This window comes from Cobetia sp. BL01, assembly GCF_056493605.1.
Map to the genome: position 1 here is coordinate 476,834 of NZ_JBVBEE010000003.1, position 15,311 is coordinate 492,144.

Here is a 15,311-nt window from a genome sequence, read left to right on the forward strand (position 1 = left end):
GCCCAAGTGAGCCCCTGATGAGCGAAGAAACCCGACTGCTGATCATCGACGATGACGAATTCTTCTGCCAGGTGACGGCACGTGCCATGACACGCCGCGGCTATGCCGTGGAGATTGCCCGGGACGAGGCACAGGCGCTGAGTATCGCGCGCAGCCATCGCCCCGAGCTGATCACGCTGGATCTGAAGCTCGAACAGAGCTCCGGCCTCAAGCTGTTGCCCGAGCTGATCGCCTTGTTGCCGGAAGCATGCATCGTGGTGCTGACGGGCTACTCCAGCATTGCCACGGCAGTGGAAGCCATCAAGCTGGGTGCCGTGAACTACCTGTGCAAGCCCGCCGATGCCGACGAGATACTTCACGCCTTCAAGCGCGAGGGAGGTGATCCGGAAGCCGAGATCTCCGACAACCCGCCCTCGGTCAATCGCCTGACCTGGGAACACATCCAGAAGGTGCTCAACGAGCACGACGGCAACATCTCTTCCACGGCTCGCGCCCTGGGGATGCACCGCCGCACGCTGCAGCGCAAACTGCAGAAGCGACCGGTGAAGCGCTAGCGCTTCATTCGGGCCAGCAGGGCCGCCACGGCAGCATGATGCTCCGGGTCCTGATGGCATTGGCCCTGAAAACTGGCACACAGATCCAGGAAGTCGTCCAACCGCATCTCGGGAGCACGACGCATCAGGCGCTTGGTCAGCCGTGTCGCCTGACGCGGCTGACTCGCCATCTGACGTGCCATCTCCAGGGCACGTGTCATCAGGTCTTTCTCTGCACAGACTTCCAGCACGATCCCCAGTGTCAGCGCTTCCTGCGCCGAGACGATACGCCCGCTGAAGGTCAGCTCACAGGCACGCTGATAGCCGATCAGACGCTGCAGCAGCCAGGCGCCCCCATCGCCGGGGATCAACCCCAGCGACAGGAACGTCTCGCCGAAACGTGCCTGGTCACTGGCCAGGCGAATGTCACACATGTTGGCGAGATCAAAGCCGGCCCCGATGGCCGGACCATTGACCGCCGCGATCACGGGCACCTCGATGTCCAGCACCGCAGGTGTCATTCGCTGGATACCGCGGCGATAGCGCGCCGCGACCTCGGCGGCATCTCCTGCAAAATCCCCCTTTCGCTGCGCCATGTCCTGCACATTGCCTCCGGCAGAGAAGGCGCTGCCCTCGCCGGTGATCACCAGGGCACCCACGCTGTCACAGCCATTAACCCATTCGGCCACTGCCAGCAGATCCTCCACCAGCGCAGTCCCCGTCAGGGCATTGCGCACGTCGTGACGGGCGAAGGTCATGACGGCGACACCGTGCTCGAGACTGAGGTGACTGTCGACAAGGGGCACGGGTACAGCCGCTGACCTCTGCCGGGCGCAGGAGGCGTCAGTGGAATCGCGTGGGGATGAGATGGCGTCGTGAGTAGCGTCGTGAGCAGCGGCGTGAGTCGTGTCATGTGGCGAAGCGGTCATGGCGGATTCCTGGCGTCATCGATGGCCGTCACGAGCGAGGGTCCTCAAGGGGGGCCTGTCGGCTCGCGCATACGAGAAGACCCTTGTCCTCCGTGCAGCGTCATGCGGCGGGAGAGACAAGGGCCTGTCGGTCTTGCCGGTGGTTCACGCAGCAGGCAGGCGGGCTGCCGACCCCCACGCGAGGTGTCACGCGACTTACTGTGCCGTCCAGCCGAGATCCATGTTGAAACTGGAGCCCGTCACCGAACCTGCCTTGTCGGAGGCCAGCCACACCGCCATGTCAGCGACTTCGGCGGGGTCGATCATGCGCTTGATGGAGGCCCCCTTGAGCATGATCTTCTCGATCACCTCATCCTCGGGCATGTCATTGAGCCTGGCCTGCTCGGCGATCTGCTTGTCGACCAGCGGAGTGCGCACATACGCCGGGCAGATGGCATTGGCCGTGATACCACTCTCGCCGCCTTCCAGTGCCGCCGTCCTGGTCAGCCCCATCAGACCATGCTTGGCGCTGACATAGGCCGCCTTGCCGGGCGAGGCGACATGCGCGTGAATGGAGGCCATGTTGACGATGCGGCCATATCCATTCTTCTCCATGTGCGGCCAGGCCGCCTGAATCAGCGTGAAAGGTGCCGTCAGCATCAGCGCGATGATCTGATCCCACTTGGCCTGCGGGAACTCCTTGATGCGCTCGACGTGCTGGATACCGGCATTGTTGACCAGGATATCCAGGCGACCGAAGCGTGACACCGCTTCCTCGACAGCGGCCCGACATTGCTCACCATCCGTCAGGTCTGCCTTGAAGAATGCAGCGCCTGCCTTGTCGGCGACCTCTGCCCCATCGTCACTGAAATCCACGGCAAGGACCTGATGACCGGCTTGGCACATCGCTTCCATGATGGCGGCGCCGATACCACTGGCAGTCCCCGTGACAAGGGCGACGCGGGTCGGGGCTGACTGTTGTTCACTCATGAAGGTCTCCTTCGGGCTGATGTCATGCCGCAGGAATGCCCGGCCCCAGACAAGGACAGGGACCGGGTGGCATCGGATGCTGCTCTGCAACATATAGTGAAGATAGCGCTAATAAAGCCACCTTCGCCACCCGACCATCGCCTTGTTGGCCTGCCGGCGACAGCATGCATGGCGTTGAACCGCCTGGAGCCTGCATGCCAGAGCCGTGATGCAACTTGCGCAACCGCCAGGGCGCAGCATGCAACGCGAGCTCAGCCGAAGTGCAATCGAGCTGACAGACCGGGCGACGCCGCACTCCCCAGCGGACTGTCATCCAGGGTCAGTTCCGCTCCCAGGCGCTCGGCCAGTTCATCGACGATCGAAAGGCCCAGCCCTGACCCCGAGGTGTTCTGCCCCGCCAGACGCACGAAGCGCTCCCGGACCCGCTGACGCTCACGGGGCGGAATGCCGGGGCCGGTATCCATGACTTCCATGATCAGACCACCGCCGAGAGAGGTCTCGCGGCGCCGAATGCTCAAACGCACTTCCCCCCCCTCAGGCGTATAGCGCAGCGCGTTGTCGAGAAGATTGCGCAGCAGCACATAGAGGCCGTTCTCGTGGCTGATCAACTGCGCGTCGGGCGTGACGTCGACAGACATCCCGACGCCACGCTGGCGCGCCATGGGGCCGAGATCCCGCGTAAGTTCATGCGCCAGATGCCCGAGATCGACGTGAATGCGCGGCACCTCGGCACCACTCTCCAGCCGCGACAGCGTCAGCAGTTGCTCCACGACACGCGTCATGCGATTGACACCATCGACGATCATGCGCGCCGAACGCCGCGAGTTCTCATCGGTGGCATCCGCCTCGACATTCTGGGCATGCACCTTGATGCCGGCCAGGGGCGTTCTCAACTCGTGAGCCGCATTGGCAGTGAAGCGACGTTCCTTGTCGAGCGTGTCGGCCAAGCGTCTCAGCAAGCCGTTGAGCGCATCCACCATCCCGCGAATCTCGTCCGGCGCCTCACTGGCATCAAGTGGCTCTAGATAGCCGGGCTGACGGGCGGTGATCTGTCGGCTGATACGCAGCACGGGACGGAATCCCCGAGAGACGGCGACACCGATCAGCAAGGCGATCACCAGCAGCCCGACCACCAGCGCCAGCACGTTGTGCAGTGCGATCTGCCCCGTCAATTCATCTCGTACGTCTTCCCGCTGAGCGGCCGTGACCCAGATGCCGCTGTCAGGGAAATACAGCGTGAAGGTGAACCAGTCGTGATGATCGGTGTGCTGCTTGGCATAGCCGGGCAACGGCAGATAGTCGAGCATGACCGAGGGGGTGGAGAGCCCCAGCAAGGGCTGACCGAGTGCATCCCACATCTGGAAGACCAGCTTGTCTTCATAGACATGACCGAGGGGCGACTTCTCGTGCCCATCCGCGAAGCTCAGGGATGGCGGTCGCAGACTGAACTGCCCCGAGGTCATCTCCTGAAGTCTTTGCTGACGCACCACCGGCGACAGCGAGGCCAGCTCGGATTGATAGAGGCGGCCCAGCATGCGGGCATTCTGGGCCAGCTGTGCATCGAACAGCTCATCGATCTGCTCACGGGCATCGAAGTAGCTCCAGGTGGCAGCTGCCCCCAGCACGATGATCACCCCCCCGATGAGGCTGCGCCGCAGAAAACTGCGTATCGACTTCACACGGACTCACCCAGTCGATAGCCGACCCCGCGTACGGTCTTCACCACGCCGGCCCCGAATTTGCGGCGAAGATGATGCACATGCACCTCGATGACATTGCTTTCCACATCCCCATCCCAACCGTATAGCTGCTCGACGAGCTGGTCCCGACTGAAGACACGACTGGGATGGAGGAGAAGAAACTCCAGCAGATCGAATTCGCGCCGCCCCAGCGTCACCTCGGCGCCGGCCAGGGTAACGGAACGACCGGCCTGATCAATGCTCAGGGCCCCCAGTTGCAGGCATCCGTTGGCCTGACCCGCATGACGCCTGACCAGCGCGCGCAATCGGGCCACCAGCTCGGCAATGTCAAAGGGCTTGACCAGATAATCATCCGCCCCGTTGTCCAGGCCACGCACTCGGTCACTGATATCATCTCGTGCCGTCAGAATCAGCACCGGCAGAGTGTGGCCCCGACGGCGCAGCGCGGTCAGCACCTCGAGACCGTCCATGTCCGGCAAGCCAAGATCCAGCACCAGGACATCAAAGGAGGAATGCTTGAGAGTGGCCACGACATCGCCCCCCACCCGCAACCATTCACTGCTCATGCCTTCACGACTCAAGGCATGACCGATACCTTCACCCAACAGTGGATCATCTTCCACGAGCAGCACGCGCATGGGCTCTCCTGATGACAAGCGATACGTGAGAGGGAACAGGGGATATCCCATGCCCCACTGATGACAGATGACGAGAGCGGGATGGCAGCATCATCGACTAGGCGCGATTCCCGGCTCTCTCCGCCCATGGCCTTTGCAAGCCCCATCCCCTGCCCCGTCGTCTTGCGCCGAGGACAGCGCGGCGCTCCTGGCGGCGAAACACGATGCGTTGAAGCGCTTCACGAATGGCCTCCAGGCCCGAGTCCAGCATGCGTTCCGGTTGGCCGAGAATGCGGCGCAATGCCCAGCCACCTCGAAGTCTCATGCGAGCCAACGCCCCCGGTGCTCGCAACAGGCAAAGCGGATACACCATCTGCTCGACCTGACGCTCGATGCTGATGGGGTGGCATCCTTGATGCCGCGCCAGTTGCATCAGTAGCGGGGACTCTTCCCCGGTGATCAGAGGGGGAACGTGAAGCCGGACATGCTGGTGGGCACAGGCGGAGGCCGGGGCGAACAAGTGGCCATCCGGCTGCAGTATGAACTCGACCAATTCCTCCCGCCCCGCCGTGACAAGAGAGGCCGGGAGACATTCCAGTACCCGCTGGCGCACGCCAGGCTGCCAGCCAGAGCCATGCAGAACATGCATGGCACGCCCTGCCTCCAGCTGCCACTCACCATCACCCGGCAAGCTCACCAGGGTGTGAGGACGCGACGCGGGCGTGATACTGAGCAGCTGCTCACACAGCGACCCGCCGGTGACGTCCGAGACGGCGAGGGTCAGACAGCGATGCCGTTGCCCCAGAGGAGTCGGCAGCAGCTGGCACAGAAGCGCGAGATCATCTCCAGGGCGCTCCACCAGTGTCAGCGTGGCGCCATGGCCCGCCAGCTGCCAGCATATCTCCCGGCAACTCGAGGCCATGGGCGCTTCGACGAGCAAGCGATGACCGGCCAGCCGAGAACTTTCGACAGAACCACCACGGGAGCGAAACGGACGGTACATGGCAACATCCTTGGTCGGGGCATCGTCGATTCGACCATGCCAGGCTGAATGACCTACACGATGCCGACCAACGCTTAACGAAAGATTAAGCAGCGACTCTTTCTTTGCCCTCTGACGGAAGACTTGATGTCCCTTGCCGGTGCCAGACGCCGATGCCCAAGGCTTACAACCCGAACAGATGGACCAGCGGCGGCAGAATGAAGGCTGTCAGGAGCCCCGTCAGACCCATGGACATGCCCGCGAAGGCACCGGCCAGGGTGCTGAGTGAAGAGAAGCAGTAAGCCGTGCCGATCCCATGGGCAGACAGGCCCATGGTAAAGCCCTTGACGGTATCATCACGCGCACCTGACAGCCGCAGCATCAGCGGACCGATCACACAGCCAAGCGTCCCGGTCAACAACACCAGTCCTGCCGTGAGTGAGGGAATGCCGCCGAGCTTTTCCGCGATCCCCATGGCGATCGGCGAGGTCACCAACTTGGGTGCCAAGCTCAACGCCACCGGAGTATGCGCCCCCAGGACCAGTGCCAGACCGAGCGTGGTGGTCACTGCAGTGGTGATGCCGACGCAACAGGCCGTCAGCAGAGGCCAGAGCATCTGCTTGACGCGGTCAAGATGATCGAACAGCGGCACCGCCAGTGCCACCGTCGCCGGCCCCAACAGAAAGTGGATGAACTGGGCGCCTTCGAAATAGGTCGCGTAGTCGGTATCCGTCAGCCAGAGAAAGCCGATGATCAAGGCAATCGACACCAGCACCGGATGGGCAAGAGACGCGCCACGAGCCAGGCGGTTGATCACGGTCGCCAGCAGAAAGGCCGCCAGCGTCAGCAATAGATGCAGCAGCGGAGAGGCACTGAGATAGACCCAGAGAGCATCCAGAGGGGCGAGATTCACTGTTCCCCTCCCTTGCCGGCCATCGGACCTTGCAAAGATGAACGACGATCTATCAGCCGCTGCAACAGCCAGGCTGTCACGAACTGCGTCACGGCGATGGATACCACCAGCGTCACCGCGATGGCGAGGAGATCCTGAGCGATGAGATCCAGATGCACCATGACCCCGACGCCTGCCGGGACGAACAACAGCGAGAGATGCGCCAGCAGGCCATTGCTGGCAAGCCTGAGACTGCCGGGCACTCGTTCACGCAACATGGCGCGGAGCAGCTGACGTTGGCCGGCATCGTTGTCCGAGATGCGTACGGCGTCACCTTCCCTGTCCGGCGACGGTATCAATCGCTTGCGCAGACGGCCACGCACCATCAGCGCCAGCAGCAGGATCAGCATGCCCAGTACCGGTCCAGGCACCGGCAATACGAGGGCTCGTCCCAGCACCTCGCCCACGAACTGACATGTCAGCAGAATGCAGAACCCCTTGAACAACTCCATCTCCGGCCAGCCTCCCCTATCAAGGCACTCATCTGACGTGCGGTAAAAGGCCGAATTGTACCATAGATGCCCAATCACGGCACGGTGATACCGGGCCGTAACCCGCCATGGGCGCGACGTGGCAGCACGGCGCAGTCCCGGGTGCACGTCGAAAGCCCGGCAGTGGCGGCAACGCTGGCTTATGGTAGTGTTCTGACTCGACTGAACCGCCACCTTCTCCGGCAAGGACACGCCTACGCGATGCCAGAATCCTTGATGCTTGATACTTCCATCACTTCGGAATGGGTCGAGACACTTCGACGCGAAGAGGACCATCAGGCCCGCATGCTGCTGGAGCTGGCAGCGGATCTCGCCGGGACTCCCCTCGCCTTGATCAGCTTGCGCAACGCACGTCATCTCAAGCGTTGGGTAAGCCTGGACGACAGCATTCCCGATACCCTTCCGCTGCACGATAGCCTGTGTGGTCTGGCCGTCATCAAGGGAAGGCCTCTGGTGACGCGCGATGCCTATCAGCATGCTGAACTGCGCGATACCTGTTCGGTGAAGGGGGATGGCATACGCTTCTATATCGGACTGCCACTGCATGATGCCACTGGCGCGGTGGTCGGATGCATGAGCATGTTCGACACCTCTCCACGCCAGTCGCTGCCCGACGATGACACCCTGGCGCGGCTTGATCAGCTGGGTGGAATGATCAGCGAGGCACTGAAGCGCCTCATGCAGAGTGCCCAGCTCAGTGCAGCCTTGCGCGACAGCTATACTCGCGCCAACTGGATACTGCGCAGCATTTCCGATGGCATCATCGAATGGCAGCTAGGCAATGAACGCCTGACGATATCGCCACGCCTGGAAATGCAGCTGGGCTACAGCGCCGGAACCCTGGACAGCCGACTCGAGGCGCTGCATGAAAGAGTCGCCCCCGAGATGCGCGAAGAGTTCCAGGCGCTTCTCGCGATACAGCGACTGCAGGAAACCCCGTTCAGCATCGAACTGCGCATCCGCACCCGCCAGGGAGACTACCGCTGGTTCAAGTTGCGTGCGCAGTTCCAGGTGCGTGATGACGCGCCCTATCGCTTTATCGGCTCTCTGCTCGACATCCATCAGCAGCACATGGCCGCCGTGGCACAGGCCGACAAGCTATGTCGCTACGAACGTCAGCAGGCCGTGCTGATACGACTCGGCAACGCCCACCATGCCGAGGGCACTCGGCTCGAAGACCTGATGCCATGGATCTGCCAGCAGGTGGCGGATGCCCTGCAGGTACGCAAGGTCAGCTTCTGGAAGATGAATCCCGAGGGAACCCGGCTGTCACTGAGTCATGTACACGATGGTGAACTGCCTGCCCCGCACGATGCGACCTCTCGGGCGACCCCCCGAGAGCTGTGTGACAGCCAACTGGGAGAGTATTTCACCGCCCTGAAATCCGAGCGCATCCTGGCGATCAGCGATACCCAGCAGGCCAGCAGCGGGCTGTTGTTCAATGGCTATTTCAGCACGGACCTCCAGGCAATCCTCGATAGCCCCGTGCGCATCTCCGGCAATATTCGCGGGGTGATCTGTTGCACGGAGTGTGGCGGTCCACGCGAATGGGCGGAGGATGAGCTCGCCTTCCTGAGCTCGGCCTGTGATCACGTCTCCCAGCTTGCCACCGAGCTTGAGCGTCACGCGACCCAGGAGCGACTGCGTGCCAGCGAGCGTCGCTATCGCGCCACCTTCGAGCACTCCGCCGTCGGGATGGCGCACATGTCCAAGTCGGGCCAGTTGTTGAGGGTCAACCAGCGACTCGAGGACATCCTCGGCTACCCGAGCACCACGCTCGAGGGCTGCTATATCCGCGAACTGATCGAGCCGGAAGACCTGGCATCGCTGCAACGACGCCACCTTGCCTTGATCGAGGGCGGTATCAGTCACTTCACCCAACGCTGCCGCTTCCTTCATGCACGGGGCAACACGGTGCATGCCGACGTCAGCGTTTCCTCCGTCGATACCACCCCGGTGCAGGACGGCTATACGCTGGTCGCTCTGGTCGACAAGACCCATAGTCACACCATGTCCCAGCGACTGATCCATGAAGCCAACCATGACAGCCTGACAGGGCTTCTGAACCGCGCCGCCTTCCGTCGCAGATTGACGCAGTTCTGTGACGTCGTGCGCGAGGACCACTCGCAACATTGCCTAGCCTATATCGATCTTGATCAATTCAAGGTCGTCAATGATACCTGCGGACATTCCGCGGGCGATGCCCTGTTGATCCAGCTAGTTGACGTCATCGGCAATGATCTGCGCCCACAGGATCTTCTGGCACGTCTCGGGGGCGACGAATTCGGTCTGTTGATGCCCGGCATGACATTGGACGAAGCGGAACCACTGCTGGAGCGACTGCGCCAGAGCGTGGCCAATTTCCGATTCATGTGGGACGACAAGCTGTTCAGCGTCAGCGCCAGCATCGGCCTGGTCAGCATCAGCAACGGCCAGAGTGATCCACATCATCTGCTCAGCGCTGCCGATGCCGCCTGTTATGAAGCGAAGGACGCTGGGCGCAACCGCGTGCATCGCCATAGCGTGAGCGGAGACGAAGTCACTCAGCGGATGGAGGAAATGCACTGGGTCGCCGAAATCACCGCCGCGGTGGAAGCGCAACGTCTCGTGCTCTATCACCAGCCCATCGCCAGCACACGCACCAGGCCGGGCACCCCTGATGAGCAGCACTATGAGGTGCTGGTGCGCATGCTGGGGCGTGACGGCAGCATCATCGCCCCCGGGGCCTTCCTGCCCGCGGCAGAGCGTTATGGGCTGGCTGCCACCATCGATGAATACGTCATCCGGCATTATCTGGCCTGGCTGCAGTCGCAACCTGCCCACCTGGCCAGCCTGACACGGGTGTCGCTCAACCTCTCGGGTCACTCTATCAGCAGTCCCAATTTCCGCGACATGCTGGTCAGTCTGGTACGTGACAGCGAGATTCCCGGCCACAAGCTGTGTTTCGAGATTACAGAAAGCGTGGCCATCACTCGCCTGGGCGATGCTCGCACCTTCTTCGATACCCTGGGGGAGCTGGGGTGCTACTTCGCACTGGATGATTTTGGCAGCGGCGTATCGTCCTTCGGGTATCTCAAGAGCCTGCCGGTGAATTATCTCAAGATCGATGGTGCCTTCATTCGCGACATGGACACCAACCGTGTCTCCTACGCCATCGCGCGCGCCATCGCCGAGGTGGCCCGCGAAATGGGCATGCAGACCATCGCGGAATTCGTTGGCAGCCAGGAGGTACTGGCATGCGTGACGTCCATCGGGGTCGACCACGTCCAGGGCTATGCCATCGGCAAGCCTTCCCCGCTAGTGGCAGAGAACTCGACGCTGGCTCACAAGGCTTGCGTGATGACGTCGCAAGGCATCGCCAACAACCGCCCGGGGACGCAGCTCACGTTTTGAGCGACGTTACCGATCACGCTCGCTGTGGTCCTTTCGATATCATGTGGCAGCACTCGACACGGCCCCTCTCTCGTGAAAGCGGAGTCTGGACGAACCTATAAAAGAGACTGACCGCATGGCAATCAGTCTCTTCGTCAGGGTTGTATAGTTGCTTGATCAGATATCAGCAAGAATTAGACCTTGGTTACGACAGTTTCTTGACCCACAGCGCCGCAGCGTCCACGAGTTTCTGGTGCGCGTGCCGGAAGGCCTCTTCACTCTTGCGATAGGGATCCGGAATCTCTTCGCCCTGCCCACCCGCCAGCCAGCGGCCGAACATCATCGTCTTGCCACTGACTTGCGGGGCCATCTGGTTGATGGCACGACGATGACCATCGCTCATGACCAGAATCAGATCCGCTGCCGTCAACATCTCGACCGATACCTGCCGCGCACGATGCCCATCAACCTCCAGACCGGACTCGAGAGCGAATCTAGCCGCCGTGGGTTCGACAGGATGATCGACCAATGCGCCCACACCCGCCGAGTGAACCGTCTTGCCCGGCAACGCTTGCTTCAGCAGTGCCTCACCGACCGGACTGCGACAGATATTGCCGGTACACACCACCAGAATATTGTTGAACACGCTGACTTCCTCTTCCTTGTGACGCTTGCACTCATGTCGATGGCCCGGGGGGGGAGACGCTTTCCCGCGCCCGGACACCAGAGGGCCATTGTCGCATGCTGGCAGCCCGTGCGGCAGGCTTGCGAGGCTCGGTGGACGCAACCTGTGACGTTTCAAGGGGGGACGCGCGTGCTCGAATGGCAACACTGAGATGACGCCAGATCGATCACCTCGGCTCTTGAAGGTCAGCGGCAGCATCTCCAACTCTTGTCGTGTAGCCAATGAGGTGGCTGATCCAAGGTCGATGTCGCTCATGTGACATCCGCCGCTCGGCCACTCGCTGAACCAGCACCCAGATAGGGAGGCAAGATGAGCAACAAGACACTGACCGCGACCAATCCGGCCAATGACAAGGTTCTCAATGAATACGCCACGCTGAGCAAGGACGAGGTTCAGCAGAAACTGGAACAGACGCGCACTGCCTATCCGCAATATCGTCAGCTTTCGCTGGAAGAACGTGCGAAACGTCTGCACGCACTGGCAGACCTGATAGATCAGCGCCAGCAGGACATTGCCACCTTGATCGCCCATGAGATGGGCAAGCCGTATCAGCAGGGCATCAGCGAGACACAGATCTCCTCCAGCATCGCGCGTTTCTACGCCGACAACCTGCCCACGTTGATGGAAACCGAGCAGCGCGACGTCGAGGGTGCCGTCAGAGCGAAGATCGTCAGGGACCCCATCGGCGCAGTGCTGGGCGTGATGCCGTGGAACTATCCGCTCTATCAGGTCATCCGCTTCGCGACCCCGGCACTGGCAGGTGGCAACGTCTGCCTGATGAAGCATGCCTCCAACGTCCCGGGTTGCGCTGAGCTGATCACCCAGCTGTTCCACGAGGCCGGTTTCGAAGATGGCGTCTTCACCTGGCTGCCGGTAGGCTCCGAGATGATCGAAGACATCATCAATGATCCTGTCGTGCAGGGCGTGACCCTCACCGGTAGCGAGGAGGCAGGCCGCAAGGTCGCCGAGCAGGCTGGTGCGGCGCTCAAGCCCAGCGTGCTGGAACTGGGGGGTATCGATCCATTGATCGTGCTGGATGACGCCGACATCGAGCGCGCGGTGGATCTCGCCATCGCCGGACGCTTCGACAATACCGGCCAGAGCTGTGCCGCCTCCAAGCGCTTGATCGTCGACAAGTCGATCGCCGAAGACTTCTCCAGACGTCTGATCGAGAAAGTGAAGGACATGCGCATGGATGACCCGCTCAGCGAAGGGGTCGACATCGGTCCGATGTCACGCAAGGACCTGCGCGATGACCTGCATGATCAGGTACAGCGTGCCATCAAGGCTGGCGCCAAGCTGGAATGCGGTGGCGAAATTCCGGATCGCGAGGGTGCCTGGTATCCGCCGACGGTGCTGACCAACGTCACCCAGGGCAATCCGGCCTTCAATGAAGAGCTGTTCGGCCCGGTCGCTTCCGTGGTGGTCGCGGACAACGAGGCACATGCCATCGAGCTCGCCAACGACTGCCCCTACGGTCTGGGCAGCACGGTGGTGGCCAAGGACGACGAGCGCGGCGAGCGTGTCTCGCGTCAGCTGGAAGCCGGCATGAGCTTCGTCAATCGCCCGACCACGCCCTTCGCCCAACTGCCCTTCGGCGGTGTCAAAGGCAGCGGCTATGGTCGTGAGCAAAGCGAATATGGCTTCGGTGCCTTCATGAACATCCGCACCGTCTATGTCGCCAAGCACTGAGGTGACACGTCATCGACATCCTTGAGCACTGAGCTCTCGAGGCATCGATGTCGCGACATCAGGCAGCCCATGGGCTGCAATCAACAACGCCCCGCTTTTCAGCGGGGCGTCTTGCGTCAGAAGGCTCCCAAGCTCTGCACGAGCGCCGGCATCACTTGTCCTGCCTGCGTGCCGCCAGCCGTCTCCTTCAACGAGACACGCACCCCTGCAGACAGGCTTCGCCTTCCAGCTGCACCGTGACGTGCGAGATCGCGTGGGTATCGAGCAGATAGGCCTGGACCCGCTCAAGCACCTCGCCGGGAATGCCGGTATCGGCCACCACCACATGCAGGCTGGCAACCGGGGATTGAGGCGTCAGGCCCCACAGATGGAGATCATGCACGCCATCCACTCCCTCCAGTGTCAGCAGACCCGCCTGGATTTCCTCGTGGTCAAGTTGCTCCGGCGTCCCTTCCAGTAAGGTATGCGCCGAGCGTTTCACCAGCGACCAGGCACCGCGCAGTATCAGTACCGCTGCGAGCATCGACAGCAACGGGTCAGCCTGATTCCAGCCGGTGGTCATGATGACCAGCGAGGCAATGATGGCCGCCACGGAACCCAGCAGGTCGCCCATGACATGCAGCAGGGCGCCGCGGAGATTGAGATTGTCCTGATCTCCCTTGTGCAATATCCAGAATGCCGCGATGTTGACGACAAGTCCGAGCACGGCAATCGCCAGCATCGGCCCTGCCAGCACCTCAGACGGCAGCCACAGGCGCTTGAGGGCAGCCATCACGATCGCGACCCCGATGACCAGCAATGTCAGGCCATTGACGAACGCGGCGAGCACCTGAAAACGCGCATAGCCGAAGGTCAGCTTGCGGGTCGCCGCGCGATGTCCGAGGCGAAACGCTCCCCACGCCAATGCCAGCGACACGGTATCACTGAGCATATGGCCGGCGTCCGCCAGCAAGGCCAGAGAGCCCGCCACCAGTCCGCCGACGACTTCCGCCAGCATGAACCCGCCGGTCAGCCACATCGCCAGCATGACCCGCCTTTCGCTGTCAGCGGTCACCTCAGGTGCATGGTCATGATGTCCATGACCATGTGAATGACCATGTGAATGACCATGTGAATGGCCGTGTGAATGACCATGGTGATTACCGTGTGAATGACCATGCGCATGCACGTGCCCGGATTCATACCCCTGATCTTTCGATGTCGTGTCCTGCGACGGTGTCGCCATCCAGCCTCCTGACCACCATTCCTGCATTCGTGAAAAGCCGCGAGATCAATCGCTGCAACGCTATCGATTCCCTCTGCATTAGGCTTATCCTGCCACGGAATTCAAGCTCCATTGTTGAATTTGCAAGTTCCGATATATGACAGCACCGCCTGTATCAGCTTGTTAGGATAGAGATCAGACATCCCCACGCCCAAAGGAACCGACGCCACCCCATGAGCACCACTACCGAGACGACGCCTTCACGCTCGCCTTTCAAGGCCGATCTGTTGCTTCTGCTGGTCACCATCATCGCCGCCGCAGGCTGGATCTTCTCCAAGGAAGCCATGGCCGGTATGCCTCCGCTACTGTTCATCGGCAGTCGCTTCCTGCTGGCAGGCCTCATCCTGGCGATCTTCGACGCTCGCTCGCTGAGACAGCTCTCCACTACTCGCAAGCTGCGCGCCAGCGGAGTCGGCGTCCTGTTTGGCGGCGCCATGGCCTGCTGGTCATTGGGGGTGGCACTGTCCGAGCAGCTCGGCGTGATCGCGTTCATCAACAGTTTCGGGATTCTGATGGTACCGGTGCTCGCCCGCCTGCTGTTCAAGGACAGGCCGCCGATGAGCACCTGGATCGCCCTGCCCACCGCCCTGCTCGGTTTCGCGCTGTTGGGCATGGGACAACCCGGCGCTACGGAAAGCTTTCATATCGAACCGGCACAATGGCTGATCTTCGGGGCTGCCTGCCTGTTTGCCCTGGTCTTCAACTTCAATTCGCGTCTGGTGCGCAATATCCCGGCCCTACCGCTGACGGCCATCCAGCTGATGACCACCGGCGTCACCTGCCTGGTGCTGTCGGCCATCAGCGAAAGCTGGCCGGCCGGCATCAGTCTCGACATCCTGAGCTGGTTTCTGGCCAGCACTCTGATCGCCAGCACCCTGCGTTTCTTCCTGCAGATTTACGCACAGAGCCTGACTACGCCCAGCCATGCCTCGGTCATCCTGATGCTCGAAGCGGTCTGGGCAGCCCTGATGTCGGCGGCCTGGTTCGGAGAGCGCATGACCCTGATCCAGATGACAGGCTGCGGACTGATCTTCATGGCCCTGCTGATCAATCGCTGGCAATGGATCGCGCGTCTCTGGCGTCAGCGACGGGTTGCCTCGTGAGTAAAGCGTCCTGACTTGAGTG

At 61.8% G+C, this 15,311-nt stretch carries 13 protein-coding genes; 4 read left to right on the forward strand and 9 right to left on the reverse strand.

All coding sequences use genetic code 11. The features are described 5' to 3' along the window. The first annotated feature begins 17 nt into the window (after nt 1–17). Nucleotides 18–554, forward strand: a complete 537-nt coding sequence (locus ACZYGA_RS08375; protein ID WP_404627112.1) for a response regulator transcription factor — start codon at nt 18–20, stop codon at nt 552–554. Here the strand turns inward: ACZYGA_RS08375 and ACZYGA_RS08380 are convergent. The 7 genes from ACZYGA_RS08380 to ACZYGA_RS08410 all read right to left on the reverse strand — a co-directional run bounded on the left by ACZYGA_RS08380 (nt 551) and on the right by ACZYGA_RS08410 (nt 7,134). Further along, on the reverse strand, nt 551–1,339 hold the full coding sequence (locus ACZYGA_RS08380) for an enoyl-CoA hydratase-related protein (protein ID WP_479398857.1): 789 nt from the start codon (nt 1,337–1,339) through the stop codon (nt 551–553). The two genes, ACZYGA_RS08375 and ACZYGA_RS08380, sit on opposite strands and share 4 nt — an antisense overlap. Before the next feature lie 318 nt (nt 1,340–1,657). Further along, nucleotides 1,658–2,431: a 3-hydroxybutyrate dehydrogenase gene (locus ACZYGA_RS08385; RefSeq protein ID WP_404627116.1), complete on the reverse strand. Its 774-nt coding sequence runs from the start codon at nt 2,429–2,431 to the stop codon at nt 1,658–1,660. A gap of 251 nt (nt 2,432–2,682) precedes the next feature. Beyond that, a complete protein-coding gene (locus ACZYGA_RS08390; protein WP_479398859.1) occupies nt 2,683–4,110 on the reverse strand; it encodes an ATP-binding protein in 1,428 nt (475 codons plus the stop codon). Continuing rightward, a complete protein-coding gene (locus ACZYGA_RS08395) occupies nt 4,107–4,769 on the reverse strand; it encodes a response regulator (RefSeq protein ID WP_404627119.1) in 663 nt (220 codons plus the stop codon). Before ACZYGA_RS08395 ends, ACZYGA_RS08390 begins: the two co-directional genes overlap by 4 nt. A 97-nt stretch (nt 4,770–4,866) precedes the next feature. Next, entirely contained in the window at nt 4,867–5,751 is an 885-nt protein-coding gene (locus ACZYGA_RS08400; protein WP_404627121.1) for a hypothetical protein, read from the reverse strand. 163 nt (nt 5,752–5,914) lie between these two features. Beyond that, nucleotides 5,915–6,643, reverse strand: coding sequence for an LrgB family protein (locus ACZYGA_RS08405; RefSeq protein WP_404627123.1), 729 nt, complete (start codon nt 6,641–6,643; stop codon nt 5,915–5,917). Beyond that, a complete protein-coding gene (locus ACZYGA_RS08410) occupies nt 6,640–7,134 on the reverse strand; it encodes a CidA/LrgA family protein (RefSeq protein ID WP_404627125.1) in 495 nt (164 codons plus the stop codon). The genes ACZYGA_RS08405 and ACZYGA_RS08410 overlap by 4 nt, the downstream gene beginning before the upstream one ends. Nucleotides 7,135–7,389: 255 nt before the next feature. Here ACZYGA_RS08410 and ACZYGA_RS08415 point away from each other — a divergent pair, with 255 nt between their 5' ends. After that, nucleotides 7,390–10,566 (forward strand): EAL domain-containing protein, encoded by a 3,177-nt coding sequence (locus tag ACZYGA_RS08415; protein WP_404627127.1) that lies wholly within the window; start codon nt 7,390–7,392, stop codon nt 10,564–10,566. A 184-nt stretch (nt 10,567–10,750) separates the two neighbouring features. On the opposite strand, the gene ACZYGA_RS08420 is transcribed toward ACZYGA_RS08415, so the two are convergent. After that, the gene (locus ACZYGA_RS08420) at nt 10,751–11,191 is read right to left on the reverse strand and encodes an arsenate reductase/protein-tyrosine-phosphatase family protein (RefSeq protein ID WP_077375822.1); all 441 of its coding nucleotides are present in this window, start codon (nt 11,189–11,191) and stop codon (nt 10,751–10,753) included. 348 nt (nt 11,192–11,539) lie between these two features. Between ACZYGA_RS08420 and ACZYGA_RS08425 the strand changes: the two genes are divergently transcribed. Then, on the forward strand, nt 11,540–12,922 hold the full coding sequence (locus ACZYGA_RS08425) for an NAD-dependent succinate-semialdehyde dehydrogenase (RefSeq protein WP_404627128.1): 1,383 nt from the start codon (nt 11,540–11,542) through the stop codon (nt 12,920–12,922). A gap of 187 nt (nt 12,923–13,109) precedes the next feature. Here ACZYGA_RS08425 and ACZYGA_RS08430 read toward each other — a convergent pair whose 3' ends face one another. Continuing rightward, the gene (locus tag ACZYGA_RS08430) at nt 13,110–13,949 is read right to left on the reverse strand and encodes a cation diffusion facilitator family transporter (RefSeq protein WP_240704330.1); all 840 of its coding nucleotides are present in this window, start codon (nt 13,947–13,949) and stop codon (nt 13,110–13,112) included. 410 nt (nt 13,950–14,359) lie between these two features. Between ACZYGA_RS08430 and ACZYGA_RS08435 the strand changes: the two genes are divergently transcribed. Continuing rightward, the gene (locus ACZYGA_RS08435; protein ID WP_084208522.1) at nt 14,360–15,289 is read left to right on the forward strand and encodes a DMT family transporter; all 930 of its coding nucleotides are present in this window, start codon (nt 14,360–14,362) and stop codon (nt 15,287–15,289) included. Nucleotides 15,290–15,311 lie beyond the last annotated feature (22 nt).

Coding starts and splice junctions, on each gene's coding strand:
- ACZYGA_RS08375 (WP_404627112.1), top strand. CDS start 18: ATGAGCGAAGAAACCCGACTGCTGATCATCGACGATGACGAATTCTTC.
- ACZYGA_RS08385 (WP_404627116.1), bottom strand. CDS start 2,431: ATGAGTGAACAACAGTCAGCCCCGACCCGCGTCGCCCTTGTCACGGGG.
- ACZYGA_RS08395 (WP_404627119.1), bottom strand. CDS start 4,769: ATGCGCGTGCTGCTCGTGGAAGATGATCCACTGTTGGGTGAAGGTATC.
- ACZYGA_RS08400 (WP_404627121.1), bottom strand. CDS start 5,751: ATGTACCGTCCGTTTCGCTCCCGTGGTGGTTCTGTCGAAAGTTCTCGG.
- ACZYGA_RS08410 (WP_404627125.1), bottom strand. CDS start 7,134: ATGGAGTTGTTCAAGGGGTTCTGCATTCTGCTGACATGTCAGTTCGTG.
- ACZYGA_RS08415 (WP_404627127.1), top strand. CDS start 7,390: ATGCTTGATACTTCCATCACTTCGGAATGGGTCGAGACACTTCGACGC.
- ACZYGA_RS08425 (WP_404627128.1), top strand. CDS start 11,540: ATGAGCAACAAGACACTGACCGCGACCAATCCGGCCAATGACAAGGTT.
- ACZYGA_RS08430 (WP_240704330.1), bottom strand. CDS start 13,949: ATGCTGGCGATGTGGCTGACCGGCGGGTTCATGCTGGCGGAAGTCGTC.
- ACZYGA_RS08435 (WP_084208522.1), top strand. CDS start 14,360: ATGAGCACCACTACCGAGACGACGCCTTCACGCTCGCCTTTCAAGGCC.